The sequence below is a fragment of the Nonomuraea sp. NPDC004186 genome (assembly GCF_053603495.1).
The window spans coordinates 57,986-70,068 of sequence record NZ_JBSGFQ010000045.1; the positions used below are offsets into that span (position 1 = coordinate 57,986).

Annotated in this window: 9 protein-coding genes; 5 read left to right on the forward strand and 4 right to left on the reverse strand. The window is 70.5% G+C overall.

The genetic code is table 11. The annotated features are described in order from the left end of the window. Positions 1 to 256 precede the first annotated feature (256 nt). From ACWEPL_RS32370 to ACWEPL_RS32385, 4 genes are read right to left on the reverse strand one after another with little or no spacing between them, the layout of a single operon-like run. Positions 257 to 1,114, reverse strand: a complete 858-nt coding sequence (locus ACWEPL_RS32370) for a universal stress protein (RefSeq protein WP_363963618.1) — start codon at positions 1,112 to 1,114, stop codon at positions 257 to 259. Further along, positions 1,115 to 2,536 carry an amino acid permease gene (locus ACWEPL_RS32375; RefSeq protein WP_363963620.1) on the reverse strand — a complete coding sequence of 474 codons (1,422 nt, stop codon included), beginning with the start codon at positions 2,534 to 2,536 and terminating at the stop codon, positions 1,115 to 1,117. Positions 2,537 to 2,546: 10 nt separating this feature from the next. Then, positions 2,547 to 3,482, reverse strand: a complete 936-nt coding sequence (arcC, locus tag ACWEPL_RS32380; RefSeq protein ID WP_452438431.1) for a carbamate kinase — start codon at positions 3,480 to 3,482, stop codon at positions 2,547 to 2,549. An 11-nt stretch (positions 3,483 to 3,493) separates the two neighbouring features. After that, entirely contained in the window at positions 3,494 to 4,738 is a 1,245-nt protein-coding gene (locus tag ACWEPL_RS32385) for an arginine deiminase (RefSeq protein WP_363963624.1), read from the reverse strand. Positions 4,739 to 4,943: 205 nt separating this feature from the next. Between ACWEPL_RS32385 and pyrR the strand changes: the two genes are divergently transcribed. The 5 genes from pyrR to carB are packed head-to-tail and all read left to right on the forward strand — an operon-like array spanning position 4,944 to position 12,063. Continuing rightward, positions 4,944 to 5,489, forward strand: coding sequence for a bifunctional pyr operon transcriptional regulator/uracil phosphoribosyltransferase PyrR (pyrR, locus tag ACWEPL_RS32390; RefSeq protein ID WP_185072969.1), 546 nt, complete (start codon positions 4,944 to 4,946; stop codon positions 5,487 to 5,489). Further along, positions 5,486 to 6,403: an aspartate carbamoyltransferase catalytic subunit gene (locus tag ACWEPL_RS32395; protein ID WP_350729083.1), complete on the forward strand. Its 918-nt coding sequence runs from the start codon at positions 5,486 to 5,488 to the stop codon at positions 6,401 to 6,403. The genes pyrR and ACWEPL_RS32395 overlap by 4 nt, the downstream gene beginning before the upstream one ends. Next, on the forward strand, positions 6,400 to 7,686 hold the full coding sequence (locus ACWEPL_RS32400; RefSeq protein ID WP_363963627.1) for a dihydroorotase: 1,287 nt from the start codon (positions 6,400 to 6,402) through the stop codon (positions 7,684 to 7,686). The genes ACWEPL_RS32395 and ACWEPL_RS32400 overlap by 4 nt, the downstream gene beginning before the upstream one ends. Continuing rightward, positions 7,683 to 8,789, forward strand: coding sequence for a glutamine-hydrolyzing carbamoyl-phosphate synthase small subunit (gene carA / locus ACWEPL_RS32405; protein WP_363963629.1), 1,107 nt, complete (start codon positions 7,683 to 7,685; stop codon positions 8,787 to 8,789). The genes ACWEPL_RS32400 and carA overlap by 4 nt, the downstream gene beginning before the upstream one ends. Further along, positions 8,776 to 12,063, forward strand: a complete 3,288-nt coding sequence (gene carB, locus ACWEPL_RS32410) for a carbamoyl-phosphate synthase large subunit (RefSeq protein ID WP_355191669.1) — start codon at positions 8,776 to 8,778, stop codon at positions 12,061 to 12,063. Before carA ends, carB begins: the two co-directional genes overlap by 14 nt. Positions 12,064 to 12,083: the final 20 nt, after the last annotated feature.

Consider the following 12,083-nt stretch of genomic DNA (forward strand, 5'->3'; position numbering starts at 1 on the left):
GCTCCCTTGCGGCGTATGCCCTAGCCACCGGGGGGTCTGGTGCCAAGCCCGGCACCATCGGTAGCCATGGCCCCAGGTTTACCCCAGAACGCCGCGAGGTGTGGTTACGCACAGTGACGGTAAAGGGGCGGACGCCTGAGGTCAAGCTGATTGGAAAAAAGATGCCGAATCCGATCCGGTAGGGATCGCCGCAATCGCCCCTCATGTCCCAGTGGTAACGCTACTTCGTCAGAGTTTGACGAGAAATTTCCCCGCCCTAGGTCTGCCGCGTGAGAATCATGACAGGGCAGGTCGCGGCCCGTACGATCTTGATCGAGGTGTCTCCGAGGAAGACCCGCCTGAGTGGCCCGGTGGCGCTGGAAGCGCATATGATCATCTCGCCGGGGAGCCACGAGGTCGCACCGAGTGCCTGCGCGACGTTGCGGCCCTCCAGCACCTCCACCTCCACGCGTGGCCGTCCGTGGGCCGCCGCCCGCAGGTTGGAGGCCGCCTCGTCGCGCAGGCGGACGAGCATCTCCTCCTCGATCCTGGCGCGCCTGCCGTTGCTGATCACCAGCGTGACCAGCCGCATGGGCACGTCCAGCGACGCGGCCACCGCCGCCGCGTCCTTGACCGCCGCGTCGCAGCCGGGGCTGCGCCGGTAGGCGACGGTGAGGCGTTCGAAGGCGGCGGGGGGCTTGTCGCCGTAGCCGCGCGGGGCGAGCAGCACGGGAACGGAGGACGAGTGCAGGAGCTGGTCGGCGGTGCTGCCGACGGTGATGCGGCCCTTGCCGCCGCCGGAGGCCGAGCCGATCACCACGACGTCGGCGCCGCGCCTGCGCGCCAGCTCCACCAGCCCGCGCCCGCTGCCCTTGTGGGTGTGGACCACGTAGTCGGCGTCGTCGCCGGCCAGCTCGCGCGCCTGCCAGAGGGTCGCGTCGGCCTGCTCCATCAGGTACGCGCGCCACGCGCTCTCCTCGGCCCTGGCCGGTCCGGGCGCGGACCACGCGGGCGGCTGCACGTAGGCCACCGTCAGATGCCCGTGCACCTGTTCCTTGACCAGCGCGCCCAGCGCCAGCCCGTCCCTGCCCCTGGGCTCCGGGATGCAGCCGGCCAGCACGTTCTTGAGCTTCATTCAGCTCACCTCGGCATTCAGCCGCGAATGGCCGTAGCCGTACAGGAAGTAGCAGATCAGCCCCACCAGCATCCACAGCCCGAACGCCACCCAGGTGGCCCCGGCCAGGCCCGCCATCACGATGAGGCAGAAGACGGCGCCGAGCACCGGCGTGGCGGGGAACAGCGGCGTGCGGAAGGTACGCGGCAGCTCGGGGCTGCGGTAGCGCAGGACGAGCACGCCGACGTTCACGATGGCGAAGGCGAACAGGGTGCCGATGCTGGTCGCCTCGGCGAGCTGGCCGAGCGGCACCAGGCCGGCCAGCACGGAGATGAACGCGGCGACGATGAGGGTGTTCGCGACGGGGACCTGGTGGCGCATGTCGACCCGCTGGAAGACGCGCGGGATCAGCCCGTCGCGGGACATGGCGAACAGGATGCGGGTCTGGCCGAAGATGACGGTGAGCACGACGCTGGCGATGGCGATGACCGCCCCGAACGAGACGATGAGGCCCGGCCAGGTGGCGCCGACGGCCAGGTCGGCGATGTAGGACAGGCTCGCCTCGGTGTGCTTGGCGTCGAACTGCGTCCACGGCATCGCGCCGATGGCGGCCATCGCGACGAGCACGTAGATGGCCGTCACGATGACCAGTGACAGGAGGATCGCCAGGGGCAGGTCGCGCTTGGGGTTCTTGGCCTCCTCGCCCGCGGTGGAGGCGGCGTCGAAGCCGATGTAGGAGAAGAACACCTGCGAGGCCGCCGCGGTGATGCCGGCCACCCCCAGGGGTGCGAAGGGCGTGAAGTTCTTGGCCTGGAAGGCGGTGAACGCCACCACGCAGAAGAAGAGCAGCACCACGACCTTGATCATCACGAAGATCGCGTTCGCCGTGGCGCTCTCCGAGGCGCCGTACAGCAGCAGCCACGTGGCGAGCAGGACGATGACGATCGCGGTGACGTTGATCACGCCGCCGTCCTGGCCGGGGGAGCGGGTGATCGCCGCGGGCAGCGTGAAGCCGAACAGGGAGCGCAGGAACGAGTTGAGGTATTCGCCCCAGCCCACGGCCACCGCCGCCACGGACACGGCGTACTCCAGCATGAGGCACCAGCCGCAGATCCACGCCACGAGCTCGCCCAGCGTCGCGTACGCGTAGGAATAGGACGAGCCGGACACCGGGATCGTCCCGGCCAGCTCGGCGTACGACAGCGCCGAGAACAGCGCCGTGATCGCCGCCAGCACGAACGACACCACCACCGCCGGCCCCGCCTTGGGCACCGCCTGCCCCAGGATGACGAAGATGCCGGTGCCGAGCGTGGCGCCCACGCTGAACAGCGTCAGCTGCCAGAGCGACATGGTGCGCCGCAGCTCGCCCCCCTCGCCGTGACCGCCCTCCGCGATGATGCGCTCCGTGGGCTTGGTGCGGAAGAGCCGTTGGGCCAGTGTCACGGGACACCCCCTACAGCGTGCTCGTCAGCGGCCACCTGCCGTTGGGTGTCACGATCGTTCCCGCTGCGCCGTCGAGTATGCGCTCGGCCTCGTCGAGTTTTCCGATCGCGGCCATGTCGCCGGTCGTCTCCACGAACCGGCACACCGCCTCCACCTTCGGCCCCATCGACCCCGCGGGGAACTCCAGGGCGCGCAGCTCGTGCGGCGTGGTGTGGGCGATCTCCGTCTGGTGCGGCGTGCCGAAGCCCCGCATGACGCGCGGCACGTCGGTGAGGATGAGGAACGCGTCGCACTCCAGGGCCTCGGCCAGCATCGAGGCGGTGAGGTCCTTGTCGATGACCGCCTCCACGCCGGTGAGCCGGCCGCGCTCGTCGCGGACGACCGGGATGCCGCCCCCGCCCGCGCACACCACGATGACGCCCTCGCGGATCATCTGGTGGATCAGCCGGGTCTCGACGATGCGGCGCGGGGTCGGCGACGGCACGACGCGCCGCCAGTGGTCGCCGTCCCGCCGGACCGTCCAGCCGTACTCGGCGGCCAGCTTCTCGGCCTCCTCACGCTCGTAGACCTGGCCGACGAACTTGGTCGGGTGCTCGAACGCGGGGTCGACGGCCGTCACCAGAGTCTGCGTGACCATGGCCAGGACCTGCCGGCCGGGCAGGGCGTTCTGCAGGGCCTGCTGCATCCAGTAGCCGATCATGCCCTGCGTCTGCGCGCCGAGCGTGTCGAACGGGTACGGCCTGGTCAGGTTGGGGTCCGCGGCGCTCTCCAGGGCCAGCAGGCCGACCTGCGGGCCGTTCCCGTGGGTGATGACCAGCTCGTGCCGGTCGGCGAGCCGGGCGAGCGTCTTGACAGCCGCGCGGACGTTGGCCCGCTGGACGTCCGCGTCCGGCGCCTGGCCGCGCCTGAGCACCGCGTTGCCGCCCAGAGCGACGATGACCCGCATCCGGCCCCTCCTCAGACTCCGTCGCGTTCGAGCGGGCAGCTCATGCAGCGCGGGCCGCCGCGCCCCCGGCCGAGCTCGCTGCCCCTGATCGTGATGACCTCGATGCCGTTGTCGCGCAGGTAGGCGTTGGTGGTGGTGTTGCGCTCGTAGGCGACGACCACGCCGGGCTCCAGCGCCAGCCCGTTGCAGCCGTCGTCCCACTGCTCCCGTTCGGCCGCGTGGAGGTCCTGCGTGGGCGTCAGGACCGTGATGGCGGGCAGGTCGATGGCGTGGGCGATGGCCCGGTGCATGTCCTGCGGCGGGTGGTCGGTGACCTTGAGCTCCTTGCGCGTCTCGCCGGGCTCGATGGTGTACGCGGGCAGCATCCCGAGACCCGCGTACTGGGTGAACACGCCCACGTCCAGCATCGTCATCACGGTGTCGAGGTGCATGAACGCCCGCGCCTTCGGCATGTCGAGCGCCACGATCCTCCGCGCGGAGCCGGCCGCGAACAGCCGCTGCGCCAGCATCTCCACCGCCTGCGGCTGGGTGCGCTCGCTCATGCCGATCAGCACCGCGCCCCTGCCGAGGACCAGCACGTCGCCGCCCTCGATGGTCGCCGGCGCGACCGGCTGGCCCGGCATCCAGCAGTGGAAGCCCCCCTGCCCGGGCCGGTTGAAGCCGTCGGCGAACGTCGGGTGGTACATGTAGACGGCCTCCATGTTGACCGTCTCGCGCATGCGGGCCTTCTTCTTCATCGCGTTGATCGACACGCCGTCGTAGATCCAGCAGGACGTGTCGCGGGTGAAGAGGTGGTTGGGCAGCGGCGGCAGGATGAAGTCGTCGTCGCGCATGGTGTGGAAGGTCACGGAGCCGGGGCCGCAGCCCTTCTCGAGCAGCTCGCCCTTGGTGATGCCGCCGGTCAGGTAGACCTGCAGCGTCGCGGAGTCCATGCCGTCGAGGATGTTGCGGACGTCGTCGGTGGCGCCGGGGCCGAGCCAGCGCTCGTCGATGACGGCGTCGAGGATGTGCTTGCGCGCCTCGGGGATGTCGACGGTCTCCCTGAGCAGGTCGGCCAGCAGGTGGACCGTGATGCCGCGGCCGGTCAGCACCCGCTGGAACTCCTCGTGCTCCTCCATCGCGCGCTGGACCCACAGCACGTCGTCGAAGAGGAACGCGTCCTTGTTGGACGGGGTCAGCCGTCTGAGCGCCCGGTCCGGCCCGTGAACGAGCACCTGGCGCAGGCGTCCGACCTCGGAATCGACGTGAAAGGCCATCTTCGCAGCATCCCCTCCTGGCGGCTTCCCCGGGCAGTATCAGCGTCTCCCCGAGGAAGCCGGTACGCCATCCGTACCCCGATGAAGCTTCGTGACGCCACGGGAGCCCACTCGCGTTGTTCCTGGTAGCCCCTGGTACTGTGTGTGCCGACCAGCACCCTTTTAAGACCCGTCCCGTGAGGCGGGAAAGGTGGTGAGATTCGCCATGTCCGATTCCAGGGCTGTCCTCGAGGCCCCCGACATCCATCGGGCGCTTACCCGTATAGCGCACGAGATCCTCGAGCGCACCAAGGGCGCCGACGACGTCGTGCTCCTCGGCATCCCGACCCGCGGCGCCACGCTTGCCCGCAGGCTCGGCGACCGCATCGAGCAGTTCGAAGGCGTCAAGATCCCCGTCGGCTCCATCGACATCACGATGTACCGCGACGACCTGCGGCTCAAGCCCGCCAGGCCGCTCGGCCGCACCGAGCTGCCGCCGGACGGCATCGACGGCAGGGTCGTCGTGCTCGTGGACGACGTCCTCTACTCCGGCCGCACCGTGCGCGCCGCGCTCGACGCGCTCAACGACCTCGGCCGGCCCACCGCGGTGCAGCTGGCCACGCTGGTCGACCGCGGCCACCGCGAGCTGCCCATCCGCGCCGACTACGTCGGCAAGAACCTCCCGACGGCCAAGAGCGAGAAGGTCAAGGTCTACCTGCAGGAGATCGACGGCCGCGACGCCGTGCTCCTCATGAAGGGGGACGCCAAGTGAACCGCCACCTGATCTCCGCGGGCGACCTCACCAAGGACGACGCGCTCCTCATCCTCGACACCGCCGAGGAGCTGGCGAGGGTCTCGGAACGTTCCATCAAGAAGCTGCCCACGCTGCGCGGGCGCACCGTGGTCAACCTGTTCTTCGAGGACTCCACCCGCACGCGCATCTCGTTCGAGGCGGCGGCCAAGCGGCTGTCCGCCGACGTGATCAACTTCTCGGCCAAGGGGTCGAGCGTCTCCAAGGGCGAGTCGCTCAAGGACACCGCGCTCACCCTCGAGGCCATGGGCGCCGACGCGGTCGTCATCCGCCACGGCGCCTCCGGCGCGCCGCACCGCCTGGCCAACTGGGTGCGCGGCAGCGTCGTCAACGCCGGCGACGGCACCCACGAGCATCCCACGCAGGCGCTGCTCGACGCCTTCTCGATGCGCCGCCGTCTGGGCAGCCTCGAAGGGCGCAAGGTCACGATCGTCGGCGACGTGCTGCACAGCCGGGTCGCCCGCTCCAACGTGCTGCTGCTCGACACGCTCGGCGCCGACGTCACGCTGGTGGCGCCGCCGACGCTGCTGCCCGTCTCCGTCGGCTCCTGGCCGTGCGAGGTCTCCTACGACCTGGACGCGGTGCTGCCGAAGTCGGACGTGGTGATGATGCTGCGGGTGCAGAAGGAGCGGATGAACGCCGCCTACTTCCCCAGCGAGCGGGAGTACTCACGCCGGTACGGCCTGGACCGGGACCGGTTCGCCAAGATGCCCGAGGACGCCATCGTGATGCACCCCGGGCCGATGAACCGGGGCATGGAGATCGCCGCGGAGGTGGCCGACTCGGCGCGCTCCACGATCGTGGAGCAGGTCGCCAACGGTGTGACCATTCGCATGGCGGTGCTGTACCTGCTGCTTGGGGGAGAGAGCGCGTGATTATTCGCAATGTCAGGATTCTGGGTGGGGAGCCCGTCGACATCCGCGTCGCCGACGGGATGATCGCCGAGATCGGGCCGGGCCTGGAGGGGCCCGAGACCGTCGACGGCGGCGGCGCGATCGCGCTGCCCGGCCTCGTGGACCTGCACACCCACCTGCGCGAGCCCGGCCGCGAGGACGCCGAGACCGTGCAGACCGGCACCCAGTCGGCCGCCCGGGGCGGCTACACCGCCGTGCACGCCATGGCCAACACCTCGCCGGTCGCCGACACCGCGGGGGTCGTCGAGCAGGTGTGGCGGCTCGGGCGCGAGTTCGCGCACTGCGACGTGCACCCCGTCGGCGCCGTCACCGTCGGCCTGGAGGGCAAGCAGCTCGCCGAGCTGGGCGCGATGGCCGACTCGGCCGCCCGCGTGCGGGTCTTCTCCGACGACGGCAAGTGCGTGGACGACGCCGTGCTGATGCGCCGCGCCCTGGAGTACGTCAAGGCGTTCGACGGCGTCATCGCCCAGCACGCCCAGGAGCCCAGGCTCACCTCCGGGGCCCAGATGAACGAGGGTGTGATCTCCGGCAGGCTCGGCCTGACCGGCTGGCCCGCGGTCGCCGAAGAGGCGATCATCGCCCGCGACTGCCTCCTGGCCGCCCACGTCGGCTCCAGGCTGCACATCTGCCACGTCTCCACGGCCGGCTCGGTCGAGATCATCCGCTGGGCCAAGTCCAAGGGCTGGAACGTCACCTGTGAGGTCACCCCGCACCACCTCCTGCTCACCGACGACCTGGTCGAGGAGTCCCCGGTGGGCGCGTACAACCCGATCTACAAGGTCAACCCGCCGCTGCGCACCCGCGCGGACGTCGAGGCGCTGCGGGCCGCGCTGGCCGACGGCACGATCGACATCGTCGCCACCGACCACGCCCCCCACCCGGTCGAGGACAAGGAGACCGAGTGGTCGGCCGCGGCCATGGGCATGGTGGGCCTGGAGACGGCGCTCAGCGTGGTCCAGGAGGCCATGGTCGAGACCGGGCTGCTCGACTGGGCGGGCGTCGCCCAGCGCATGTCCGTCGTCCCGGCCCGCATCGGCCGGCTCGGCGGCCAGGGGCAGCCGCTGGAAGTGGGCGCCCCGGCCAACATCACGCTGTACGACCCGTCCGTGCGCACCGAGGTGGATCCGTCCGCATTCGCGTCGAAGAGCAGGAACACCCCGTACGAGGGGATGACGCTGCCCGGCCGGGTGGTGGCCACGTTCCTGCGCGGCAGGGCGACCGTTCTCGAAGGGAAGCTGGTTTGAACACATCGGTGCTCGTCCTGGAAGACGGCCGCGTCTTCCAGGGACGTCCGTACGGCGCCGAGGGCGAGACGTTCGGCGAGATGGTCTTCAACACCGGCATGACCGGCTACCAGGAGACCCTCACGGACCCGTCCTACCATCGGCAGATCGTCGCCATGACGGCGCCCCACATCGGCAACACCGGCGTCAACGACGAGGACCCCGAGTCCGGGCGCGTCTGGGTCGCCGGCTACGTCGTGCGCGAGCCGTCCAGGGTCGTCTCCAACTGGCGGGCCAACCGCTCGCTCGACGACTACCTCAAGGAGCAGGGCGTCGTCGGGATCGCCATCTCCGGCACCCGCGCGCTCACCCGCCACCTGCGCGAGCGCGGCGCCATGCGCGCCGGCATCTTCACCGCGCCCACCGTGCCGGTCGAGGAGCTGGTCGAGCGCGTGCGGCAGTCGCCCCGCATGGAGGGCGCCGACCTGGCCGCCGAGGTGGCCACCGCCGAGCCGTACGTCGTGCCGGCGATCGGCGAGAAGAGGTTCACGGTCGCGGCCGTCGACCTCGGCATCAAGGGCATGACGCCGCACCGGATGGCCGAGCGCGGCTGCGAGGTGCACGTGCTGCCCGCGACGGCCACGTACGAGCAGATCATGGCGGTCGAGCCGGACGGGGTCTTCTTCTCCAACGGGCCCGGCGACCCCGCCACGGCGGACGTGAGCGCGCTGCGGGGGGTCCTGGAGGCCAGGGTCCCGTTCTTCGGGATCTGCTTCGGCAACCAGCTCTTCGGGCGGGCCCTGGGCCTTTCCACCTACAAGCTGCGTTACGGGCACCGGGGCGTCAACCAGCCCGTCCAGGACGTGCGCACCGGCAAGGTCGAGATCTCGGCGCACAACCACGGGTTCGCCGTGCGGGCGCCGCTCGACGCGCCGTTCGAGACCCCGTACGGTCAGGCCGAGGTCAGCCACGTCAACCTCAACGACCGCTGCGTGGAGGGGCTGCGCCTGCTCGACGGGCGGGCCTTCAGCGTCCAGTACCACCCGGAGGCCGCCGCGGGCCCCCACGACGCCGCCTACCTTTTCGACGAGTTCTGTGAGGTCATGAGCCGTGCCCAAGCGTGAGGACATCAGGTCCGTCCTGGTGATCGGCTCGGGGCCGATCGTGATCGGCCAGGCGTGCGAGTTCGACTACTCCGGCACCCAGGCGTGCCGCGTGCTGCGGGCCGAGGGGTTCCGCGTCGTCCTGGTCAACAGCAACCCGGCGACGATCATGACGGACCCCGAGTTCGCCGACGCCACGTACGTCGAGCCGATCACCCCCGAGTTCGTCGAGAAGATCATCGCCAAGGAGCGGCCCGACGCGCTGCTGCCGACCCTGGGCGGGCAGACCGCGCTCAACACCGCGGTCGCGCTGCACGAGTCGGGCGTGCTGGAGAAGTACGGCGTCGAGCTGATCGGCGCCGACTTCGACGCGATCCAGGCGGGGGAGAACCGCGAGCGGTTCAAGGAGATCGTCGCCAAGGTCGCCCGCGAGCGCGGGCTCAACGCCGAGTCGGCCAGGTCGGCCATCTGCCACACGATGGAGGAGTGCCTGGCCGCCGCGGGCGAGCTGGGCTACCCGGTCGTGGTCAGGCCGTCGTTCACCATGGGCGGGGCCGGCTCCGGCTTCGCCTACGACGAGACCGACCTGCGCCGCATCGGCGGCGCCGGGCTCGACGCCTCTCCGACCACCGAGGTGCTCCTGGAGGAGTCGATCCTCGGCTGGAAGGAGTACGAGCTGGAGGTCATGCGCGACAAGCACGACAACGTCGTCATCGTCTGCTCCATCGAGAACATCGACCCGATGGGCGTCCACACCGGCGACAGCGTCACCGTCGCGCCCGCGCTGACCCTGACCGACCGCGAATACCAGAACATGCGCGACGTCGCCATCGCCGTCATCCGCGAGGTCGGCGTCGACACCGGCGGCTGCAACATCCAGTTCGCGGTCGACCCGCGCACCGGCCGCATGATCGTCATCGAGATGAACCCGCGCGTGTCCCGATCGAGCGCCCTGGCCTCCAAGGCCACCGGGTTCCCGATCGCGAAGATCGCGGCCAAGCTCGCCATCGGCTACACCCTTGACGAGATCCCCAACGACATCACCAAGGAGACCCCGGCCTCCTTCGAGCCGACGCTCGACTACATCGTGGTGAAGGTGCCGAGGTTCGCGTTCGAGAAGTTCAAGGGCGCCGACCAGACGCTCACCACGCACATGAAGTCCGTGGGCGAGGCCATGGCCATCGGCCGCTCCTTCCCCGAGGCGCTGCAGAAGGCTCTGCGGTCGCTGGAGAAGAAGGAGTCCGCCTTCACCTGGGCGGGCGAGAGCGGCGACAAGGCCGAGCTGCTCGAGCGCTGCCGCACCCCGCACGACGGGCGGCTGCGCACGATGCAGCAGGCCATCAGGGCGGGCGCCACGCCCGAGGAGGTGTTCGAGGCGACCAGCGTCGACCCGTGGTTCGTTGACCAGCTCTTCCTGCTCCACGAGGAGGCCGGGGAGGTCGCCGCCGCCGCCGAGCTGACCTCCGAGGTGCTCGAGCGGGCCAAGCGGCACGGGTTCAGCGACGCGCAGATCGGCGAGATCCGCGGCATCGACGAGGCCCGGGTCCGCGACCTGCGCCACGCGCTGGGGCTGCGCCCGGTCTACAACACCGTCGACACCTGCGCCGCCGAGTTCGCCGCGAAGACGCCGTACCTCTACTCCACCTATGACGAGGAGAACGAGGTCCCCTACGGCGAGCGCGAGAAGGTCATCATCCTCGGCTCCGGGCCCAACCGCATCGGGCAGGGCATCGAGTTCGACTACGCGTGCGTGCACGCCTCGTTCGAGCTGTCCAGGGCCGGGTTCGAGACCGTCATGGTCAACTGCAACCCGGAGACCGTCTCGACCGACTACGACACCTCCGACCGGCTCTACTTCGAGCCGCTCACCCTGGAGGACGTGCTGGAGGTCGTCCACGCCGAGCAGCAGACAGGCCCGGTCGCGGGCGTGATCGTGCAGCTCGGCGGCCAGACGCCGCTGGGGCTGGCGCAGGCGCTCAAGGACGCGGGCGTGCCCGTGGTCGGCACCTCGCCGGAGTCGATCCACCTGGCCGAGGAGCGCGGCGCGTTCGGGCGGGTGCTGGCCGAGGCGGGGCTGCCCGCGCCCAAGCACGGCACCGCGCTCACCGTCGCCGAGGCCCGGGAGATCGCCGAGGAGATCGGCTACCCCGTGCTCGTCCGGCCGTCCTACGTGCTCGGCGGCGCCGGCATGGCCATCGTGTACGACGACGAGACGCTGACGACGTACATGGCGGCCCAGGAGGGCGGCCACCCGGTGCTGGTGGACAAGTTCCTGGACGAGGCCATCGAGATCGACGTCGACGCCCTCTACGACGGCTCGGAGCTCTATCTCGGCGGTGTCATGGAGCACATCGAGGAGGCCGGGATCCACTCCGGCGACTCGGCGTGCGCGCTGCCGCCCATCACGCTCGGCAGCCACGACATCAAGCGCATCCGCGCCGCCACCGAGGCCATCGCCGCCGGGGTGGGCGTGCGCGGCCTGCTGAACGTCCAGTACGCGATGTCGGCCGGCGTCCTCTACGTCCTGGAGGCCAACCCGCGGGCCAGCCGCACCGTGCCGTTCGTGTCCAAGGCCACGGCGGCGCCGCTGGCCAAGGCGGCGGCCCGGGTGATGCTCGGCGCGTCGATCGCCTCGCTGCGCGAGGAGGGCATGCTGCCCGCGACCGGCGACGGCGGGACGCTGCCGCTGGACGCGTCGATCGCGGTCAAGGAGGCGGTGCTGCCGTTCAACCGCTTCCGGGGCGTGGACATCGTGCTGGGGCCCGAGATGCGCTCCACGGGCGAGGTCATGGGCATCGACGAGTTCTTCGGGATCGCGTACGCCAAGTCCCAGGCGGGCGCCTATGGCGAGCTGCCGACCAAGGGACGCGCGTTCGTGTCGGTGGCCAACCGGGACAAGCGTGCCATGATCTTCCCTGTGAAGGCGCTCGCGGATCTCGGATTCGAGATCCTGGCCACCGAGGGGACCGCCGAGGTGCTGCGCCGCAACGGCGTCCATGCCAAGATCGTGCGCAAGCAGAGCGAGGGTCCTGGTCCCGGAGGTGAGCGCACGAGCGTGCAGGCCATTCTCGACGGCGAGGTCGACCTGATCGTCAACACGCCGTTCGGCAGCCCCGGGCAGTCGGGGCCGCGCCTCGACGGCTACGAGATCCGCACCGCCGCGGTGCTGCGCGGCATCCCGTGCATCACCACGGTCTCAGGGCTTGCCGCGGCGGCGGCGGGCATCCAGGCGATCGTGCGCGGCGATGTCGGCGTACGGTCGCTCCAGGAGCACGCACAGGCACTCCGGGGCTGACCCCGCACGGGAGGTGAAGA